19 protein-coding genes are annotated in these 19,882 nt (G+C 67.6%); 11 read left to right on the top strand and 8 right to left on the bottom strand.

Annotated features, from left to right (window positions below; translation table 11 throughout):
* The first annotated feature begins 43 nt into the window (after nucleotides 1–43).
* Nucleotides 44–1,171 carry an ABC transporter substrate-binding protein gene (locus NCCP691_RS02265; protein WP_220806622.1) on the top strand — a complete coding sequence of 376 codons (1,128 nt, stop codon included), beginning with the start codon at nucleotides 44–46 and terminating at the stop codon, nucleotides 1,169–1,171.
* Here the strand turns inward: NCCP691_RS02265 and NCCP691_RS02270 are convergent.
* On the bottom strand, nucleotides 1,165–2,070 hold the full coding sequence (locus NCCP691_RS02270) for a DMT family transporter (protein WP_220806623.1): 906 nt from the start codon (nucleotides 2,068–2,070) through the stop codon (nucleotides 1,165–1,167). The genes NCCP691_RS02265 and NCCP691_RS02270 overlap by 7 nt on opposite strands.
* A 111-nt stretch (nucleotides 2,071–2,181) precedes the next feature.
* On the opposite strand from NCCP691_RS02270, the gene NCCP691_RS02275 reads away from it, so the two are divergent.
* Nucleotides 2,182–3,213: an RNA methyltransferase gene (locus NCCP691_RS02275; RefSeq protein ID WP_220806624.1), complete on the top strand. Its 1,032-nt coding sequence runs from the start codon at nucleotides 2,182–2,184 to the stop codon at nucleotides 3,211–3,213.
* Here the strand turns inward: NCCP691_RS02275 and NCCP691_RS02280 are convergent, their stop codons facing one another.
* Complete coding sequence (locus NCCP691_RS02280; protein WP_220806625.1) at nucleotides 3,214–4,149, bottom strand: LysR family transcriptional regulator; 936 nt, start codon at nucleotides 4,147–4,149, stop codon at nucleotides 3,214–3,216.
* Between the two features lie 83 nt (nucleotides 4,150–4,232).
* On the opposite strand from NCCP691_RS02280, the gene NCCP691_RS02285 reads away from it, so the two are divergent.
* The 4 genes from NCCP691_RS02285 (at nucleotide 4,233) to NCCP691_RS02300 (ending at nucleotide 7,834) form a co-directional block, all read left to right on the top strand.
* Nucleotides 4,233–5,225, top strand: coding sequence for an MBL fold metallo-hydrolase (locus NCCP691_RS02285; protein WP_220806626.1), 993 nt, complete (start codon nucleotides 4,233–4,235; stop codon nucleotides 5,223–5,225).
* Between the two features lie 81 nt (nucleotides 5,226–5,306).
* A complete protein-coding gene (locus NCCP691_RS02290; RefSeq protein WP_220806627.1) occupies nucleotides 5,307–6,260 on the top strand; it encodes a DMT family transporter in 954 nt (317 codons plus the stop codon).
* A gap of 112 nt (nucleotides 6,261–6,372) precedes the next feature.
* Complete coding sequence (locus NCCP691_RS02295; protein WP_220806628.1) at nucleotides 6,373–6,816, top strand: GFA family protein; 444 nt, start codon at nucleotides 6,373–6,375, stop codon at nucleotides 6,814–6,816.
* Nucleotides 6,817–6,907: 91 nt separating this feature from the next.
* Nucleotides 6,908–7,834, top strand: coding sequence for an SDR family NAD(P)-dependent oxidoreductase (locus tag NCCP691_RS02300; RefSeq protein WP_220806629.1), 927 nt, complete (start codon nucleotides 6,908–6,910; stop codon nucleotides 7,832–7,834).
* Nucleotides 7,835–7,858: 24 nt separating this feature from the next.
* On the opposite strand, the gene NCCP691_RS02305 is transcribed toward NCCP691_RS02300, so the two are convergent.
* Nucleotides 7,859–8,221, bottom strand: a complete 363-nt coding sequence (locus NCCP691_RS02305) for a DUF1428 domain-containing protein (protein ID WP_220806630.1) — start codon at nucleotides 8,219–8,221, stop codon at nucleotides 7,859–7,861.
* Nucleotides 8,222–8,408: 187 nt separating this feature from the next.
* Here NCCP691_RS02305 and kefC point away from each other — a divergent pair, with 187 nt between their 5' ends.
* Complete coding sequence (gene kefC / locus NCCP691_RS02310) at nucleotides 8,409–10,214, top strand: glutathione-regulated potassium-efflux system protein KefC (protein WP_220806631.1); 1,806 nt, start codon at nucleotides 8,409–8,411, stop codon at nucleotides 10,212–10,214.
* A 206-nt stretch (nucleotides 10,215–10,420) separates the two neighbouring features.
* Here the strand turns inward: kefC and NCCP691_RS02315 are convergent, their stop codons facing one another.
* Nucleotides 10,421–12,679: an ATP-dependent DNA helicase gene (locus NCCP691_RS02315; RefSeq protein ID WP_220806632.1), complete on the bottom strand. Its 2,259-nt coding sequence runs from the start codon at nucleotides 12,677–12,679 to the stop codon at nucleotides 10,421–10,423.
* Complete coding sequence (locus NCCP691_RS02320) at nucleotides 12,676–14,304, bottom strand: VRR-NUC domain-containing protein (protein ID WP_220806633.1); 1,629 nt, start codon at nucleotides 14,302–14,304, stop codon at nucleotides 12,676–12,678. The genes NCCP691_RS02315 and NCCP691_RS02320 overlap by 4 nt, the downstream gene beginning before the upstream one ends.
* Before the next feature lie 213 nt (nucleotides 14,305–14,517).
* Between NCCP691_RS02320 and NCCP691_RS02325 the strand changes: the two genes are divergently transcribed.
* Nucleotides 14,518–15,930: a cytochrome ubiquinol oxidase subunit I gene (locus NCCP691_RS02325; RefSeq protein WP_220806634.1), complete on the top strand. Its 1,413-nt coding sequence runs from the start codon at nucleotides 14,518–14,520 to the stop codon at nucleotides 15,928–15,930.
* A 15-nt stretch (nucleotides 15,931–15,945) separates the two neighbouring features.
* Here the strand turns inward: NCCP691_RS02325 and NCCP691_RS02330 are convergent, their stop codons facing one another.
* Nucleotides 15,946–16,671, bottom strand: coding sequence for a Crp/Fnr family transcriptional regulator (locus NCCP691_RS02330; RefSeq protein WP_220806635.1), 726 nt, complete (start codon nucleotides 16,669–16,671; stop codon nucleotides 15,946–15,948).
* Between the two features lie 142 nt (nucleotides 16,672–16,813).
* Between NCCP691_RS02330 and NCCP691_RS02335 the strand changes: the two genes are divergently transcribed.
* Nucleotides 16,814–17,359 carry a hypothetical protein gene (locus tag NCCP691_RS02335; RefSeq protein WP_220806636.1) on the top strand — a complete coding sequence of 182 codons (546 nt, stop codon included), beginning with the start codon at nucleotides 16,814–16,816 and terminating at the stop codon, nucleotides 17,357–17,359.
* A 23-nt stretch (nucleotides 17,360–17,382) separates the two neighbouring features.
* Nucleotides 17,383–17,670: a PAS domain-containing protein gene (locus NCCP691_RS02340; RefSeq protein WP_220806637.1), complete on the top strand. Its 288-nt coding sequence runs from the start codon at nucleotides 17,383–17,385 to the stop codon at nucleotides 17,668–17,670.
* Between the two features lie 37 nt (nucleotides 17,671–17,707).
* Here NCCP691_RS02340 and NCCP691_RS02345 read toward each other — a convergent pair whose 3' ends face one another.
* Entirely contained in the window at nucleotides 17,708–18,265 is a 558-nt protein-coding gene (locus tag NCCP691_RS02345; protein WP_220806638.1) for an SRPBCC family protein, read from the bottom strand.
* Nucleotides 18,266–18,334: 69 nt separating this feature from the next.
* Nucleotides 18,335–18,634: a hypothetical protein gene (locus NCCP691_RS02350; RefSeq protein WP_220806639.1), complete on the bottom strand. Its 300-nt coding sequence runs from the start codon at nucleotides 18,632–18,634 to the stop codon at nucleotides 18,335–18,337.
* 180 nt (nucleotides 18,635–18,814) lie between these two features.
* Between NCCP691_RS02350 and NCCP691_RS02355 the strand changes: the two genes are divergently transcribed.
* The gene (locus NCCP691_RS02355) at nucleotides 18,815–19,744 is read left to right on the top strand and encodes an alpha/beta hydrolase family protein (protein ID WP_220806640.1); all 930 of its coding nucleotides are present in this window, start codon (nucleotides 18,815–18,817) and stop codon (nucleotides 19,742–19,744) included.
* Nucleotides 19,745–19,882 lie beyond the last annotated feature (138 nt).

The raw sequence follows: 19,882 nt of genomic DNA on the forward strand, positions 1-19,882 counted from the left end.
TGCAAATGCTGGGAAAACCACGATAACAAAGGGAGACAACAACATGTTCGCAAAGAGAATCGCCACCATCCTGCTCGCGTGTTCCGCCGCCGGGCTTGCCCACGCCGGCGAGGTCCGGATCGGCTCGGTGACCGGCATCACCGGTCCTAACGCCTCCACCGGGGCGGAAGGCACCGTACTGGTCACGAACTACCTGCAGATGATCAACGACAAGGGCGGCATCAACGGCAACACGCTTGCGCGGGTGATCAAGGACGACCAGTACGATCCGAAGAAGACCGCGGCGCTGACGGAAGAGGCGATCGTCAAGGACAACGTGGTCGCGCTGGTGAACGCGGTCGGCACCGCCAACACCATCGCGGTCATGAAGTCCGGCGTGCTCACCAAGCACAAGGTGCCGCTGCTCGGCGTGTTCAGCGGCGCCGATGCGATTCGCGGCCCGGGCTCGGAGATGATCTTCCATACCCGCGCCAGCTACACCGACGAAGTGATGAAGATCGCGCGCCTGTCGTCCACCCTCGGCCTCAAGCGGGTCGCGGTGCTGTACCAGGATGACGGCTTCGGCGCCGGCATCAACCAGAGCATCGCCAGGGCCGCCGCGGACTACATGTTCGAAGTGGTGGCGAAGGCGCCGTACAAGGCGGGCGAGACCGACTTCAGCGCGCATGTGAAGCAGATCGCCGACGCCAGGCCGCAGGCGATCTTCCTGATGGGCGTGCCGGATGCGGTGATCCGCTTCATGAAAGCCTACGAGGCCCCGACCGGCGCCGCGCAGATCTACACGCTGTCCTTCGTGCCGGCCAAGCTCTTGTCCGACAGCGTGGGCGAAAAGAAGGTGCGCGGCGTCGGCATCAGCCAGGTCGTGCCCAACCCCAACTCCGTCACGCTGCCGCTGGCGCGCGAATTCCAGGCCTTCCTCAAGTCGCCCTACGGCAAAGGCATCAGCTCCAATCCGACCAACTTCGAGGTGTACCTGAACATCCGCCTGCTGACCGAGGCCATCCGCATGGCCGGTCCGCAGCCGACGCCGGAGAAGGTCACCAAAGCGCTGACGTCGATGAACGGCTATTCGCTCGCCGGCTATCCGATCAGCTTCGGCGAAAGCAAGCGGACCGGTTCGCACTATCTCGACATCGGCGTGATCGGCGCCGGCGGCCGGCTCAACTACTGATCGGCGGGGCGGGCAGCCGGCCGCCGCCGGCTGTCGCCGGGCGCGACCGAAGCCAGGAAGACCGCGCCGCAGATCAGGCAGCCGCCGAGCAGGGTCCTGGCGGCCGGCACTTCCCCCGCCAGCAGCCAGGCCAGCGCGATGCCGTAGACCGGCTCCAGCCCGAAAATCACGCTCGTCGTGCGCGCCTGCAGGTGACGCAGGCTGGCCACCACCAGGCCCTGTCCGAGCGCGGTGAAGACAACGCCGAGCAGCACCAGGTAAGGAAGGACGCCGACCGGCACCGCGTCATTGCCCGTCAGCGCGAACGGCAGCGTGCACAGCGCCGCGAAACCCTGCTGGTAGAAGGAGACGACGACGGCGGGGTATCTGCCCGACCCGGCGCGGATCAGCAGCGACAGCACGGCATAGGTCAGCGCCGACAGCAGGCCCCACAGCAGACCCTGGGTCATGCGGTTGCCGAAGTCGAAGCCGGGCACGACGAGTATCAGGCCGGCGGTGACCGCAAGCGCCGTCGCCACCTCGCGCCGGCGCAGCCGCTCGCCGAACACCAGCGGTTCGAGCAAGGTCGTAAACAGCGGAAACGCCGCGAACGCCAGCAGGCCGATGGCGACCGTGGAGACCTGGATCGCGTGGAAAAAGGTGAACCAGTGCAGCGCGAGAATGGCGCCCGACAGCGCCACCAGCCCCAGGTCCCTGCCGCCCTGCAGGCGCAGGCTGGTCCTTGTCAGGACGGCAAACAGCAGCAGCGCGAGGCTGCCGAAGACGGTGCGGCCGGCGGTCAGCGTCAGCGAGCCCACCGGCACCAGCTTGGCAAACAGGCCGGCGCCGCCGGCGAGCAGGACGGCGACATGGATCTGGGTCAGGCCGATGCGCCGGCCGCGGTCTGGCAATTTTTGCATGCCGCATCATAACCGCAGCCGGCATCCGCGCAAATGGTGGCGCTTGCCGGTCCGGATGCGGATAATGTGCGGCTTGTTCCGCCGCCGCGCGCCGACGACGCGCCGCATCCCATGCACATCGAATCCCTTCGCCGGCGCCTGCGTGCCGCCGGCGCCATGCCCCTCCATGAACAGCGCGTGCTGCGCGACTGGCTGCAGCGCCGCTCGCGCGATGCCGGCCGGCGCCGCGCCGACGACTTCCTGCCCAAGCCCCTGCGCGAGGCGCTGCCCGCCATTGATGCGGAACTCGATGGTCTGGCGAGGCTGGTCTCCACCCACCCGACCGACGGCGGCTCGGCCCGGCTGCTGGTCGCGCTCGCCGACGGTCAGACGGTGGAGAGCGTGCTGCTGCCGCGCGGCGGGCTGTGCGTTTCCAGCCAGGTCGGCTGCGCGGTGGGCTGCCAGTTCTGCATGACCGGCCGCAGCGGCCTCATCCGCCAGCTCACCGGCGGCGAAATCGCCGCCCAGGTGGTGCTGGCGCGCTCGCTGCGCGCGGTGAAGAAAGTCGTCTTCATGGGGATGGGAGAGCCGGCCCACAATCTCGACCATGTGCTCGATGCGATCGAACTGCTCGGCACCGAAGGCAATATCGGCCACAAGAGCCTGGTGTTTTCCACCGTCGGCGACCGTCGCGCGTTCGAGCGCCTGCCGCTGGGGCCGGTCAAGCCCGCGCTGGCGCTGTCGCTGCACACCACCAAGCCGGCGCTGCGCGACATCCTGCTGCCGCGGGCGCCGCGCATCACGCCGGCCGAACTGGTCGCGCTCGGCGAGCAGTATGCGCGCGCCACCCATTACCCGGTGCAGTATCAGTGGACCCTGCTGGAGGGGATCAACGACGGCGAGGATGAGCTGGATGGCATCGTCGACCTGCTCAGGGGGAAGTTCGCGGTGCTCAACATGATCCCCTGGAACAGCATCCCCGACCTGCAGTTCAGGCGGCCGAGCTGGGAGCGTGCGAGGGAGATCGCGCGCACGCTGCATCGGCGCGGCGTGCTGACCAAGCTGCGCGACTCGGCGGGGCAGGAGGTCGACGGCGGCTGCGGCCAGTTGCGCGCGCGGGCGCTCGCCGCCGGGGAAAAGACGATTCCGGTGCGGGCCGCCTGATCAGCCTGATCGGCCCCGGGTGTTGCGTTTCGCCGCCGCCCCGACGGTTTCGCGCAGCCAGCGCAACGGCGCCTCGCTGTCGCGCGTGGCGAGCCAAAGCTGCGACAGCGCGATCTCGGGCAGCGGCACCGGACATGGCGCGATGCGCAGGCCATCCAGGCCCCGCCAGCTCTGTGCCAGCATCTCCGGCACGGTGGTGATCGTCATGTCTTCCTCCAGCAGCGACGGCAGGATGCCGAAGCGGCTGGTGGCGAACACCACCCTGCGCGCCAGCGACCGCGACGCCAGCCATTCATCCGCCGCGCTCTCGAAGGCGCCGCGATAGCTGACCAGCAGATGCGTGCGCTCGAGGTAGGCGCGCAGGCTCAGGCCCGCGCGCGGGGCGTTCGCGCTACTGAATACGCAGCGGTAGCCCATGCGGCGCAGCGGTCCCTGCCTGCACCAGGCCGGCACCGCCTGCACCGGCGTCACCGCCAGGTCCATCTCGCCCCGTTCCAGCATTTCCGCGGCGCGGAACGGATCGGTATTGACGATCGACAGCCTGACTCCCGGCGCCGCGCGCCGCACCGCCGTGAACAGGCGCGGCGCCAGCCAGATCTCCACCCAGTCCGGCATGCCTATCACGAAGGTCTGTTCCGAGCGCGACGGGTCGAAGGACATGCCCTCGAACACCGCCTGGTGAATCGACAGCAGGGCCGGCTTCAAACGGCTTTCCAGCTGCATGGCCCGGGAGGTGGGCTGCATGCCGCTGCGGGTGCGCACGAACAGCGGATCGTCGAAGAATTCACGCAGGCGGGCCAGCGCGCCGCTCACCGCCGGCTGGCCGAGATGCAGCCGCTCCGCCGCGCGCGACACGCTGCGCTCGCGCATCAGGACCAGGAAGGCGACCAGCAGGTTCAGGTCGAGCTTTCGAAAATCGTTTTCCCTGATATCCATGATCTGAACAATCGATTTGAATGATGAAAGGATAGCGGAAATAATCCTTTGTCCGCGACAACGCATTCAATCGGGAGTGAAGAATGACAAGACACCTGCGTCCCCTGGCGCTGATGCTGGCGGCCTCGGCGCTGCTGGCCGCCATCCCCGCACCGGCGCAGACCGGCGCGCCGCCGCCCCAGCAGGCACGCACGACGCCCGGCTATTTCCGCACCATGCTCGGCCAGTTCGAGGTGACCGTGCTGTCGGATGGAACGGTGACCATCCCGCTGCGCAGCATCCTCACGCACGCGCACGAGAAAACGATCGACGGCCTGCTGCGCCGCGCATGGATAGACCCGGCGCGATCGGAGACCTCGGTCAATGCCTTCCTGATCCACACCGGCGGCCGCCTGGCGCTGATCGACGCCGGCGCCGGCAAGCTCTTCGGCCCCGACGCCGGCCGGCTCGTGCACAGCCTGCGCGCCTCGGGCTACCGCCCGGAAGACGTCACCGATGTGATGCTCACCCACATTCACGGCGACCACTCGGGCGGCCTGACGGTGGACGGCAAGGCCGTGTTTCCGAATGCGCTCGTGCACGTCCGGCGCGAGGAGGCCGAATTCTGGCTCGATGCGGTCAACAAGCCGAAAACCGCGGCGCGCCACGCCCATGCCTTCGACCAGGCCGGACGCGACCTCGCGCCCTACCTCGCGGCGGGGCGGGTGAGAATGTTCGACGCCGACGGCGAACTGGTGCCGGGCATCCGGGCGCTGGCCGCGCCGGGTCACACGCCCGGCCACACGCTCTACGAGATCGAGAGCGAGGGCCGCAAGCTCGTGCTGTGGGGCGACCTGATCCACGCCAAGGATGCGCAGTTTCCGTCACCGGGCATCGCCATCCTGTACGACGTGAATGAGCAGGCCGCCGCGGGACGCCGCCGCGCGGTGATGGCGGAAGCCGCGGCGCGCGGCCACCTGGTCGGCGCGGCGCACATATCCTTTCCCGGAATTGGCAGGGTGAGGGCCGAGGGCAAGGGCTACCAGTGGGTCCCGCTCAACTACAGCGAGCAGGGGCTGTCGCGGCCGGGCGGGTAGTGCCGGCACCCGTGTGCCGGGCGGCAGGCAGGAAGTCGGCGGATACGGTATCGTGGCGGCCCGTTCAGTTCACCGACACCGATGCATACCTCGTCTTCCGTGCCCGCCGGCGGCCTGCCGCCGGCATCGCCTTCCGTGCTTCCCGTCTATCTGCGCCTGGTGCTGGTGGCCCTGTTCTGGGGCGGCACCTTCATCGCCGGCCGCATCGTCTCGCGCGAGCTGCCGTCGATGACGGCGGCGGCGCTGCGATTCGCGGTGGCGGTGCCGCTGCTCGTGCTGCTGGCGTGGCGGCTGGAAGGCGGCCTGCCGCGGCTCACGCGCAAGCAGCTGCTGATGACTTTCTGCCTCGGTCTGACCGGCATCTTCCTGTACAACATCTGCTTCTTCGCGGCGCTGTCGCGCATGCCGGCGGGGCGCACCGCGCTCTTCGTCGCGCTCAATCCCATCGTCACCGCGCTGCTGCTGGCGCTGCTGCTCGGCGAGCGCCTCGGGCGCGTCAAGTGGGTGGGCATCGCCATTGCCTTCATCGGCGCGGCGGTGGTCATCACGCGCGGCGACCTCGCCGGCGCGTGGCGCGACATCAGCGCTTCCATCGGCCTGGGCGAACTGCTCATGATGTGCGCGGTGAGCAGCTGGGCGGCCTATACCATCGTCGGCCGCTTCGCCCTCGACGGGCTCTCGCCGGTGGCGGCGACCGCCTGGGCCTCGATCTGGGGCCTGATCCTGCTCGCCGCCGGCGCCGCCTTCGAAGCCGGCGGCGTCGACTGGCGCGCTGTCGGCTGGCCGGTGTTCCTGGCCATCGCCTACCTTGGCATCTTCGGAACGGTGATCGGCTTCATCTGGTACTACCAGGGAGTCAAGGCGATCGGTCCGTCGCGCACCGCGGTGTTCAACAACCTGGTGCCGGTGTTCGGCATCCTGCTGGCGGCGCTCCTGCTGGGCGAGCCCGTGCTGCTGTCGATGGTGATGGGCGGCCTGCTGGTCGTCGGCGGAGTGACGCTCACCAACAGGCAGGGCGCCGCCGGGCGCAGGTAGAAAAGCTTGCACCGGGGCAGTCCCGGGGAACCTGTGAGTTCGACCGCGTCAAACCTGCATGCCCGGCGCTGTCTTCCATGTCTGCCGGGAACGACGACGAGGAGGCAGACCGATGCAGCTATCCATTCCGGTTCCTTTCGACGGCGGCTGTCCGTGCGGCGCGGTGCGTTTTCGCGGCGAGGCGGTGCCGGTCGCGATGTACAACTGCCATTGCCCCGGCTGCCAGAAGCTCAGCGGCGCGCCCTTCGCGCCGCTGGTCGTGCTGCCCCTGGCGCGCGTGCGCATGACGGGCGACCTGAAGCGTCCCGCGCAGGCGGTGCGGGACGACAAGCATGGCGAGCGGTTCTGCTGCGCGCGCTGCGGCTTTCCGGTGCTCGCGCGCAGCGATGCGCAGGCCGAGGTCTGCATGCTCAACGTCATGAGCGTCGACGATCCGTCCTGGTTTCACCCGGTGGCCGACATCTGGACCGCTTACGCGCAGCCCTGGGTGAGACTGGACCGGCACATCCCGAAGGTGCACAAGTCGCCGCCGGTGCTGGGCGGAGAGGTGGTGTAGATGGGGGCGGCGGCGGCAGGTCGCGGCAGGCGGGACGCTTTCCTTGCCCTGAGGTATGATCTTCGCCGGTTCCATCACTTCCAGATCCGCCATGAACGCATCCCAGCTTGCTCCCATCCGCTTCGACAATCAGGTCGCCATCGTCACCGGCGCCGGCGGCGGCCTCGGCCGTTCGCATGCGCTGCAGCTTGCCGCGCGCGGCGCCAGGGTGGTGGTCAATGACCTCGGCGTGGCACGCGACGGCACCGGCGGGGGCCAGTCCCCGGCCGAGCGTGTGGTCGAGGAAATCCGCGCCGCCGGCGGCCAGGCCATCGCCAGCGCCGCCTCGGTGACCGATCCCGCCGCCGTCGAACAGATGGTGGCGCAGGCGATGCGCGAATGGGGCCGCGTCGACATCCTGGTCAACAATGCCGGCTTCCTGCGCGACCGGAGCTTTTCCAAGATGAGCCTGGACGATTTCCGCGCCATCGTCGACGTGCACCTGATGGGCGCCGTGTACTGCACCAAGGCGGTGTGGGAGATCATGAAGCAGCAGAACTACGGGCGCATCGTGATGACGACTTCGTCGTCGGGCCTGTTCGGCAATTTCGGCCAGGCCAATTACGGCGCCGCCAAGATGGCGCTGGTCGGCCTGATGCAGACCCTGGGTATCGAGGGCGAAAAATACGACATCCGGGTCAACTGCCTGGCGCCGACCGCGGCCACCCGCATGACGGAGGAACTGATGGGCGCCGACGCGCTCGCGCTGCTCACGCCGGAAAGCGTCACGCCCGGGATGCTGTGGCTGGTGTCGCGGGATGGACCGAACAAGACCGTGCTGTGCGCCGGCGCCGGCACCTTCTCCCGCTCCCACATCACGCTCACCGACGGCATTCATATCGGCGAGCGCCCGGATGCCGCCGAGCTGCTGGCCGCCAATGCCGCGCGTCTCGCCGACCGCGGCGGCGAAATCATCCCGGCGGCCGGGTTTCAGCAGTCGCAGATGGAAGTGACCAAGGCGCGCGAGGCGAAGGGCTGAGACCGCGGCGGCGCTCGCCGGACCCTAGGCGACGACCAGGGTCCGGAAGCCGCCGTAGGCCATGCGGCGCGGGTCGAACGGATGTTCGCCGGCCGCCATGCTTTCCTTGATGCGCGGGTCGTTCATTACCGCCGCATTGATACGGTCGCGCTCGGCGCGCGACGCATACGCGATCCAGGAAAACACCACCGTCTCGTTTTCCGCCGCCCCCGCCGCCTGCCGGAACGAGGCCATCTCCTGCACATCGAGGTCGTCGCCGACGCACTCCCAGTAGTCGAGCGCGCCATGCTCTTTCCACACCGTGCCGGCGAGCGCCGCAAGCTCGCGGTATCTCTCCAGCTTGTCGAGTGCGATGGGAATCAGGAAACCGTCGACATATCGTTCCATTGCCTTCTCCTCAAGTTCGATGACGCCCGGAAAAGCCGCGCGGGCGGCGCCGTTTACAGCATAGCCGAGCATGGCGAAGCCGGAGTCCGGGCCGGGATGCCGCATTCCTCCGCACGCGGCGTTCGCGCCCCGGGACGGCGTCGCGTGTACGATATCGCCTCATCACCCAATACAAGAACAAGCCGAGATGGACAATACGCTGCTCACCAATGCCCTGATCTATCTTGCCGCCGCGGTCATCGCGGTGCCCGTCGCCAAGCGGCTGGGCCTGGGCGCCATCCTCGGCTATCTGATCGGCGGCATCCTGATCGGACCGTGGGGTCTCGGGCTGATACAGGATGTCGACGACGTCCTGCACATTTCCGAATTCGGCGTGGTGCTGCTGCTGTTTCTGATCGGCATGGAGCTCGATCCGTCGAGGCTGCGCGCGCTGCGGCGGCCGGTCTTCGGCTGGGGCGGCATGCAGGTGCTGGGATGCACGCTGGCGCTGTTCTGCGCCGCGCTGCTGCTGGGCGCGGACTGGAAGCTGGCGCTGGTGGCGGCGCTCGGCCTGTCGCTGTCGTCGACGGCGATCGTGCTGGCGACCATCGATGAACGGCATCTGAAGGCCACGCCGGCGGGCGATGCCGGCTTCGCCATCATGCTGTTCCAGGATATCGCGGCGATCCCGATGATCGCGCTGATTCCCTTCCTCGGCGCCGGCGCCCTCGACGGCGACGGCGAGGGCTGGCTCGGCGCGCTCAAGGTGGCCGGCGTGATGCTGCTGCTCGTCTTCAGCGGCCGCCACCTGGTGCGGCCGCTGCTGCGGCTGGTGGCGCAGACCGGGGTGCGCGAGATATTCACGTCATTCGCCCTGCTGCTGGTGATCGCGATCGCGGTGCTGATGCAGTGGGTCGGCATCTCGATGGCGCTCGGCACCTTCCTGGCCGGCGTGCTGCTGGCCGACTCCGAGTACCGGCATGCGCTGGAGTCGGATCTCGAGCCGTTCAAGGGCCTGCTGCTCGGCCTGTTCTTCATCGCGGTGGGCATGTCGGTCGACTTCGGGCTGCTGCTGCGGGATCCGCTGCTGGTGATCGGCCTGGCCTGCGGATTCCTGCTGCTCAAGGCCGCCATCCTGTGGGGGCTGGCGCGCGTGGTGAGGATTCCGCCCGGCGAACAGCTGCTGTTCGCGGTGCTGCTCGCGCAGGGCGGCGAATTCGCCTTCGTACTGTTCGGCAGCGCGGCGGCGGCCAGGGTGTTCCCGGCCGAGACCGCGTCGCTGCTGGTGGTGGTGGTGGCGCTGTCGATGGTGCTCACGCCGCTGCTGCTGCTCGCCTACGACCGGCTGGTGGCGCCGGGGCTGCATGCCGCGCGGCGCAAGGACGACGCCATCCCGCCGCAGGACAACACGGTGATCATCGCCGGCTTCGGCCGCTTCGGCCAGATCATCGGCCGCCTGCTGCTGGCCAACCGCATCCGCGCGACCGTGCTGGACCACGACCCGGAGCAGGTCGACCTGCTGCGCAAGTTCGGCCTCAAGGTGTTCTATGGCGACGCCACCCGCATCGACCTGCTGCGCAACGCGGGCGCCGAGCGCGCGCGGGTGCTGGTGGTCGCGATCGACGACATCGAGGCCAGTCTCGACCTGGTGGACAGGGTCCGCGTCGCCTTCCCTAACCTGACCATCGTCGCCCGCGCGCGCAACGTCACCCACTACTACGACCTGATGGACCGCGGCGTGACCATACTCGAACGCGAAACCTTCGAAGCCTCGCTGCTGCTCGGCGGACGGGTGCTGCAGGAGCTCGGCTTCAGCCAGGCGCGCGCCGGCGAGGTGGTCTGCAAGTTCCGCGAGCACAATATCCGCACGCTGCACAAGCTCTACCCCTATTACAAGGACCAGGCGCAGATGATCTCGATGGCGAAGCAGGGCAGGAAGGAGCTGGAGGACATGTTCGCCAGCGACAATGCCGCGTTGCGGGAAGAGGCGGAAAAGCCGGTCGGGCCGGGCTAGAAAGCGGTCCGGTCACGACGGGAAGCGGCGGGTCCGGCGCGCGTGCCGGCCAGGGTTGCGGCATCGACAAAAAAACTCGCGAGCCGGAACGCCCGCGAGCGAACCCCAGCTGGGGAGGAGACAACCGATGGACTGACACCGGCGACTGAATTATGCCGCCGCGCGTGCCCCCGGTGGCGGAATCGCTGAGCATTCTTGAGAAATCCTCAGCTCCGCCTCGGCGCTCCCCACCACGAGGGCAGCAGCCGCGCCACGTCCGGCCGGGCATAGCGTTCATCGATCAGCCATACCACGCCCCGGTCCTCCGGCGTGCGTATCACTCTGCCGGCCGCCTGCACCACCTTCTGCATGCCGGGGTAGAGATAAGCATAGTCGTAGCCCGCCCCGAACAGCTGCTGCATGCGCAAGCGGATCTGCTCGTTGACCGGATTGACCTGGGGCAGGCCGAGCGTCGCGATGAATGCGCCGACCAGCCGGTCGCCGGGAAGATCGATGCCCTCCGCGAAAGGACCGCCGAGCACGGCGAAGCCGACGCCCCGTCCCCCGGGCGCGAAACGTGCGAGGAAGGCGTCGCGCTCCGCCTCCTGCATGCCGCGCGCCTGCTCCCAGCTGGGGATGTCCGGGCATGACTCGCGAAACAGCGCGGCGATCTTCTGCAGATAATCGTAGCTGCTGGAGAAGACGAGATAGTTGCCCGGGCGTTCCCGGTACTGGCCGGCGATGACGCGCGCGATGGGCGCCAGCGATGCGTCGCGCTCCTGCCAGCGCGTGGAGATGCCCGACGCGATGCGTACCGACAGCTGCCGCGCGTCGAACGGCGATTCGATGTCGACGCAGGCGGCGTCGTCCGGCAGGCCGAGCAGGTCGCTGTAGTAGTGCCAGGGCTGCAGCGTGGCGGAGAACAGCGTGCTGCATTGGGCGGCCGCGAAACGCGGCGCCAGAAACGGCGCCGGCACGACGTTGCGGATGCAGAGCAGGGTGCCGTAGCCGGGGCGCCGGGACAGATCGCACAGCGAATGCGGTCCGAAGCTCTCCGCCATGCGCAGGAAATGCAGCACGTCGAAATAGAACTCGGTCAGCGCGGCATCGGCATGGGCGGGATGCTCGGTCATGAAGTCGGTGATCGCGCTGCTCGCCTGCTGCAGCGCCAGCAGGAAGGTGTCGGGAATCCCGGCCAGGACCTGGTACGCCTGTTCCTGGTCCTGTTCCTTGTTGAGCGCGTTCCAGCCGCGCTGCAGCCGATCGAGGCTTTTCCTCAGCGGCGCCGGCGCCGTCTTGCGCAGCTGGCGCAGACGGCCCTGGTCCAGCTCCGCGCTGTACATCTTGCGTGCGCGCTCGACCAGGTTGTGCGCCTCGTCGGCCAGCACCGCCACCCGCCACTGGTTCGCCTGCGCCAGCGCATGCAGCATCGCACCGCTATCGAAATAGTAGTTGTAGTCGCCGACGGCCGCGTCGCTCCAGCGCGCCATCTCCTGTCCCAGATAGTAGGGGCAGATGCCGTGGCCGAGCGCGATGCCGCGCAGGGCGGCGCGGTCCAGCCATTGCGCCTGCGCGGCTTCCCGGCGCGCCGCCGGCAGCCGGTCATAGAAACCCTGCGCCAGCGGACAGGCGTCGCCGTGGCAGGCCTTGTCCGGATGCTCGCAGGCCTTGTCGCGCGCCACCAGCTCCAGCACGCGCAGCGGCAGTTGCGGCCGGGCGGCGCGGATACGGCCGAGCGCTTCCAGCGCCAGGCCGCGTCCCGGCGTCTTGGCGGCGAGGAAGTAGAGACGGTCCATGCCCTGCGCCGGCATGGCCCGGAGCAGCGGGAACACGGTACCGATGGTCTTGCCGATGCCGGTCGGCGCCTGGGCGAGCAGGCAGCCGCCCGATACCGCGTTGCGATACACGGCCGCCGCCAGCGCCCGTTGCCCGGGGCGGAACGCGGGATGCGGGAACGTCAGTTCGGCGAGCGCCTCGTCGCGTGCCGCGCGGTGCGCGCTTTCCTGCCTTGCCCAGTCGAGAAAGCGTTCGCACTGCTGCTCGAAGAAGGCGCGCAGCGACGGGGCGTCGTGCCGTTCCGCCAGCACCGTCTCCTTCTGGCTGCCGATGTCGAAATACACCAGCGCCAGCTCGATGTCGGCCAGGCCGAGCTGCTCGCACATCAGCCAGCCGTAGATCTTCGCCTGCGCCCAGTGCAGCTTGCGGTGATTGTCGGGCATGCGCTGCAGGTCGCCGCGGTGGGTCTTGATTTCCTCCAGGCGGCGGCGCGCCGGATCATAGCCGTCGGCGCGGCCGCGCACGCTCAGTTCACCCCAGCTGCCCGACAGCGCCACTTCCGTCTGATAGCCGGCGCCGCGGCGGGCGGCGACCGTGGCGTGCCCGGCGATGCCTTCGAGCGCGCTCGGCGCGGGCGTGAAGCGCAGGTCGAGATCGCCTTCGCGCGCGGTGAACTCCGCCAGGGCGCGCACCGCGACCTGGTAGTTCATTCCTGCTCCAGCCAGCGCACATGGCATACCCTGACCGGCATGCCGTGCCGCGCGCAGAACGCGATCCAGCGCAACTGGTTGTCCTGCAGGCGGTCGCCCGGGCCCTTCACCTCGATCATTTCATAGCGCCGCTCCCGCAGGTCGAAGCGGATCAGGTCGGGCATGCCGGCGCGGTTGGCGCGGATGTCCTGCAGCAGCCGGGTGAACCACAGTTTCAGGTGCTCGGGCGGCAGGCAGTCGAGCGCCTGCTCCAGCAGCGTGTCGCCGATCGCCTCCCAGTACACGAACGGCGACTGCAGTCCGGACTTTTCGCGATGGCGGCGGCGGATGGTGTCGCGGTAGGCGCCGCTGTCGAGCTGCGACAGGCAGGTATCGAAGGCAGCCGCACGCCGCGGCAGGAAGTCGGCGCTGTGCAGGTCCGCCGGCGCCGCGTGGAAAGGATGGAAAAAGGCGCCCGGCACCGCGGCGAACACGGCGTCCCAGCACAGCAGGCCGAACAGGGAATTGATCAGGGTGTTTTCGACGTAATGCACCGGCGCGTCCTCGCGCCACAGGTGGTCGCGCGCCGCCAGTTCGACGCCGGGGAAAGGCACCGGCCTCGGCAGCACCAGCGTGAATTCCTCCGGCGCCGCGGCCGGCGGCGCGGCTTCCGGCGGCAGGCCGACCCGTCGGCGCAGGCGCGGCAGCATGCGGGCGAGCTGCTGGCGTTCCGCCTCATTCTCCGGCTGCATCCAGGCGGCGGCGGCGAGCGCATGCGCCTGTTCATGGTCGCCGCATTTTTCCAGCACGCGGATGTGCCGCGCGCGCGCGCCCTCATGCCGGCAGGCGGCGTAGATGCGGCGCGCGGCCGCGAACTCGGCGGCACGCTCCTGCTGCTGTCCGGCCAGGAAAAGCAGTTTCTGCCGCCGCCCCTCGAGCCAGGCGTTGGACAGCGGCTGCTGCGGGATATCGGCGGGAATCGCGCCTGCCTCGATCTGTTCGCGGCAGGCATGCAGCCGCAGATAGACTTCGATGTCCTCCCGGCAGCCGAAGCCGCGCGAGGCGGGCGAGATATCCACCTGCTCATAGCGCAGTATGCCCAGATCGGCGAGCACGAATTCCGTCCAGTCCTGGTGCAGGTTGCCGAAGAACATGAGCCTGAGGCGGTCGCACACCTCGCCGACCCGCAATGCATACACCCGGTCCCGCGCGGCCGGCAGCCATTCGTCGAAACAGCGGGCCTGCGGCCATTGCGGACGCAACCGTTCCAGTTGTTCCGCCTTGCGCAGCGCAGCGTCGACACCGGGGAAGGCCTGCGCGATCTCGCTACGGACCAGCAGGCCGAAGAGCTGATCGAGATTCAGCGCGGGCCGTTCATCGACGAGGCCGGCCGCGAGCAGCGGCGCGGCCGCGGCCCGGGTATCGCCGATCTCGTCATAGGCGAGTTTGCTCTCGCGGAACAGCGGTCCCTTGCGCATCACCATCCGTACCAGCAGCGCGCGCGCGGCCGGCGGCAGGCGATTGAAGCAGTCGAGAAACGCGCGTTCCCTCTCGTCGAGCAGGTCGCCATAGCGTTCGCCGGTCCAGCTCATCGCCCGTTCGAAATTGGCGAGGTAGTAAAGCGGGTTGTCGAGGGTTCTTGCCATGTCGTGGAGCGGGCGGCGAAGCGGCGGGCCGCGGGGGGAGGTGTTGCCTGGAAAGTCGCGATCGCATTATCGCCAAGCGGGCAGGGCACCGCAACCATTGTCTTTGTGTCAGATCACCATGACGGCCGGTGCCGGCTGTTAAAACGGGCGGCGTGAGGTCCGCGGTTCCCGCGTATCCTGCCCCCGCCTTGCCAATTCGAAAAGGAATCACGCATGGATGCCTTGCTGCTGTCACGGATTCAGTTCGCCTGGGTAGTCGCCTTCCATATCCTGCTGCCCGCCTTCACCGTCGGCCTGGCCTGCTATGTCGCCACGCTGGAAGTGCGTTACTGGATCGGCAAGGATGAGAAGATCCGCCGCCTCTCCGCGTTCTGGATCAAGATCTTCGCGATTTCCTTCGGCATGGGCGTGGTCTCGGGCATCGTGATGCCCTTTCAGTTCGGCACCAACTGGAGCCGCTTCATCGATGCGGCCTCGAATGTCGTCGGTTCGCTGCTCGCCTATGAGGTGGTGACCGCCTTCTATCTCGAAGCCGCCTTCCTCGGCGTGCTGCTGTTCGGCCGCAAGCTGGTGCCGCAATGGGCGCACGCGCTGTCGGCGGTGGCGGTGGCGGCGGGGACGGTGCTGTCCTCGTTCTGGATTCTCGCGGTCAATAGCTGGATGCATACGCCCGACGGCTTCGAGATCGTCGACGGCCGCTTCATGCCGACCAGCATGCTCGACATCATCTTCACGCCCTCGTTTCCGTATCGCCTGACGCATACCGTCAGCGCCTTCCTGATCACCACCGCCTTCGTGATCCTGGCCGTCGGCGCTTCCTATCTGCGCCATGGCCGCTCCCCCGAGGAGTCGCGCATCATGGTGCGTATGTCGCTGCTGTTCCTGACGCTGATGGTGCCGGTGCAGGTATTGCTCGGCGACCTGCACGGCCTCAATACGCTGGAGCATCAGCCGGCCAAGGTGGCGGCGATGGAGGGCCTGTGGGAAACCGAGAGGGGCGTGGCCGCCTCATTGTTCGCCATCCCCGACGAAGAGGCGGAGAGGAACCACTATGAAATCGCGATTCCGAAACTGGCCAGCCTCTACCTCACCCATGACATCGACGGCGAGGTGAAGGGCCTGAAGGAATGGCCGCGCGAGGACCGGCCGCCGGTGGCGATCGTTTACTTTGCCTTCCGCATCATGGTCGGCATCGCCTTCCTGATGCTGTTTACCGTGATCGCCGGCCTGGTGCTCTGGCGCCGCGGCCGGCTCTACGACACGCGCTGGTATCTGCGCTGGTGCAGCTGGATGGGCGCCAGCGGATTCATCGCCGTGCTGGCGGGCTGGACGACGACCGAGGTCGGCCGCCAGCCCTGGGTGGTGTACGGCGTGATGCGCACCGCCGACGCGGTGACGCCCAGCCTGACGACGATGGACGTGGCCGTGTCCCTGACTTCCTACGTGGTGGCCTATATCGTGATCTTCGGCGGCGGCTTCATCCTGCTGCGCCGCCTGGTCCGCATCGGCGTGCAGCCGGCGGCGGAGAGCGAGGACCGGGAAAGCCCGCCCGAGGAAACCGCGCATCGTCCGAAGCGCCCGCTGTCGGCGGTGGTGGAAAGCCAGCTTGGCGGCCGCAAGGCCTGACGGCGCCCTGCGGACTCAGCCGTACGGCATGCCGAGCACCCGCCTGAACTGGGCGCTCACGCAGGCATAGCATTCGCAGGAGAGCGCCTCGAGCCTGGCCCGATCCAGTATCTTCATGCGTCCCCGGCGGTAGCGGATCAGGCCATCCCCCTGGAACGCCGCCGCCACCAGGCTCACGCTCGGCCGCTGCACGCCCAGCATGTCGGCCAGGAATTCCTGCGTGAGCAGAAATTCATTCCCCTGCACCCGGTCGTGCGTCACCAGCAGCCAGCGCGCGAAGCGCGCATCCAGCGAATGCCTGCGGTTGCAGGCGACCGACTGCGAGACCTGCGACAGGTAGCCCTGCAGATAGCACTCGCTGAAATGACGCAACGGCGTATCGCCATCGATCGCCGCCAGGTAGTCGCCGCTCGTCATGCGCAGGCTGTGGCCTTCGATCTGGCAGATGGAGGTTTCGGTGGCGACCGATGCATGGGCGACGAGTTCGACCGCATTGAAGCCCTCATTGCCGACGGTTCCGACTTCGATCGCGGAACCGTCCTCGAAGAAAATCATGTTCGAGATCGCCGCATTGCAGGGAAAGTAGACATGGGAGATCGGCCGGTTGCGCTCGTGCAGCACCTGCTTGATGCGGGTGTCGACCTTTTCCAGTTTGCCGCATAGCGGCTGGAAGTGTTCGTCGGAGAGTCGCGCGAGCATCTGGTTGGCGCACAGGCGCGCCTCGGAAAGGGTGACGGGCATCGTGTTTCCTTATGCAGTGTGAGTACGGCCATCGGAAACAAACGCCGGGAGCGGGCGCGGATTTTCGACCCGGTGACAGGTCTTTGCAGGAGATCGGGCAGAGTTGGATGTCCGCCTTGTATGCGCTGTAAAGAGAAGTGGCATGAAGAGCCGCCACGATGTGACGTGTGACGAGCTATGCAAGCGGTCGGACATGAAGCGGCGCCATATGTTCAAAATTGACTTAAAAAAGCGTGCGCCGCACGCGGAGCATGCAAGCCGAGCGCGTTTTTCTCCACTTTCGCGACATGTGTGTAATCGACCGAACAGAATCCATCTCGAGTCGCTGGCAGACTTTCACCTAAGTCGCTTGCCCGGCCCGCTCCCCGCGAACCGGCAGGCAGTTCGAAATCGCAATGCCGCAATCGTGAAGGTGGTGATGATGTCAGGATCGGTCACAGACGCAAACCGCACTCCCGCCGGAGTGTCATTCCGTATCAGGCTGCGCACGCGCAGCCATGAGTTTCTGATCTCCAGGGAGACCCTCGACGGCTTTGCCGCGCGCCATGGCATCGATACGTCGGACGCCGACGACCTGGAGGTTTTCCACGCATTCGAAGCGACGATCGCGCGTGCCGCACAGGAGCAGATCCGTCGGGGCAGCGAGAGCTGCTGCGTGCTCAGCATGGCCGCGCTCCGCAGCAACTGAGGCGGCGGCGCAGGCGACAGTCCATGATGCTTTCCGACACGCTCGACGCCTCGCTGCTGCTGACGAGCATCTACGGCACGGCGCTCGATTACGCCATCCTCACTTTCGACCTGCAGGGGAAAGTCAGCAGCTGGAACGCGGGTGCGGAGCGCATCACCGGCTTTCAGGCAAAAGAGATGATGGGCGAGGACAACGGCATCCTGTTCACGCCCGATGACCGGGCAAGGCAGGAGCCGCGGCAGGAGATGCTGATCGACCGGGCCAGGGGCCGGGCCTGGCTCACCGAAAGAGTCGGGACCGCGGCCGGCTGATGTAACGCGCGCGGCCGCGGTCCGCGCGCTGACCCGCTCAGCGTCCTGCCGGCCGGCTCCCGGCGGGGCCGCTCTCGTTGGGTTCGTCCTCGAGCATTTCGGTGGGCGAGCCGCTGGTCGAGGCGGCACTCGCGACATTGCCCGGACCGAGCATGCCGCACGACGCGCCCGCGCCCTCACCCTGGGTTTCCACGAAATTCTTCAGCCTGGCCAGGCTTTGCTGCATGTGCTGCGAGGTCTCGGCGTCGGTGTCGCCCGCCATCGCGCCCGGAAATTCGCCGGATTCCATGCGCACCGTGAAGACGACCCTGGAGGCGCCTTCGCCCAGCGGGCGCACCTCCAGCTCGCCCGCATTATCGATGCCGCCGGTGCCGTGCCAGGCGATGCGGTGCGCCGCCTCGTCGGTCGTGACGACGGCATCCCATACCACCGGCCGGTTCGCCATGCTGGTCGTCCAGCGCAGGTGGGTGTCGTCGACCTGGCTCACCTGATCGACGTTCACCATGAATTCCGAATAGTCGTCGAACCGGGTCAGCTGGTTGAACAGCGCCCGGGCGGGCAGGTTGACATCGATGCTCTGTTCGATACGCGCCATTTACGAATGTCCTTTCATGTCTCTTTCAACCGGCACCGGCGGCCTGCGGCGCGCCGGTGCGACGGCCCGCTAGCAGGCCGCTTTCCCGCCGTCGCTTTCGCCGCGGCCGGCATCCCGCCTCATCTTGGTCTGTGCCATCTTCTTCTGCTCGGCGTGCTCCTTGTCCGTGATATGGCCGGCCCGCTTCGCATCCTCTGCATTGGCCATGTCCTTGCGGCAATCCTCCACGCCATAGTCCGCCTTGCTGACGGCCTGGCTGTCCGGCTTGCCCTTGCCCGGCGGGGCGGAAGGGCCGGCGGTCGACTGTGCCAGCGAGGCGGTTGAGAAAACGCCGGCGGCGAGTGCAATGAGTAACGCATGGGTACGCATTGAAAGTCTCCTTATCGCTCGGTGGTGTCATGAAGCCCGTCTCTCATGAAGACCGCCGGGCGGGGCGCGCGTTCAAACGGCCCTTTGGGTGCTCCAGGGCACGGGAATTGCAAGGCCGGAAGCCGATAGCCAGGTGCTATCGCATCGCACGACACATATTCAAAACGAGAAGAGGATGAGATGAGACAAACGGTTCAGACGGTTAAAACGATTCAGAGGGTTCAAAGGATTGCGCGTGGCCTCAAGGCCCTGACCGCGTTGTGCGCCGCGCTCGCCACCGGCGGCGCGCTCGCGCAAGCCAGCTTCACCGCAACCTACAACGGCGCCAGTCCGTCGGGGGGCGACTGTTCAAGCACGTACAACATCGTCGGCATGGAGCCGACGACCCCGGGCAGACATCCCGTCTTTGTCTATATGGTCGGCACCTGGGAAAATTTTACCAATGCCTCCGCACTCGAAGCGGTGCGCCGCATGGCCGCCAAGGGATATGTCGCCGCCACCGTCGAGTACGGCAATTCCGCCTTCGGCAACTGCGAGGTGATCGGCGCCAAGGCCAAATGCATCTTCGATCCCGACAGCGCAGCCAGCGCCATCACGCAGCTCTGCTCGCGCAAGGGCGCCGACTGCCGCAAGGGACTGGTCGTGGCCGGCTTCAGCCAGGGCGCCATCATGTCCATCCTCGCCAAGAACCATGACGCGCGCGTGCAGGCCGCGTATGGACTCGGCGCCGGCGTGCAGTATGCGAGCACCGACCTGCGACAGTGCGTGGCCAACGGCAACCGCGTCCTGCCGAGCGACCGCCTGCGCATCGTCAACGGCGAAGCGGACGAATTCATGGGCGGCAATGCGCTGACCGTGCGCAGCCAGATGCAGGAAGTGACCGGCATGAACTGCGGATTTGCCGCGGGAAGCTGCACCGCCGCCAACGGCAGCGGCTGGGAAATGGTGCAGCAGATCCGGATGACGAGCGGCCTGGCGGATCACTGCTACATGCGCGCGGCCGGTTGCGGCAGCAGCGAGGATGTCCTGCAGCCCGCATGGCGCAGCGGCAACGAGGCATGGCACCTGGAGCCCAGCCTGCGGTGGCTGACCGGTTTCACGGGGCGATAGCCGTCTATCGCGGACCGCGACGCGTTGGCCTCGGCCCCGGCACGCTGTTGCGTTGCCGGGGTGCCGCCGCCGCTTTCCGGAACCCCGGGCCCAGCGCGGCAGTCAGGGTGGTAGCGGAGTGAGGAAGATCAGTAGCGG

Origin of the sequence: Noviherbaspirillum aridicola, assembly GCF_019656455.1 — a bacterium.
In the GTDB taxonomy this organism is placed as follows: Bacteria; Pseudomonadota; Gammaproteobacteria; order Burkholderiales; family Burkholderiaceae_D; genus Noviherbaspirillum; species Noviherbaspirillum aridicola.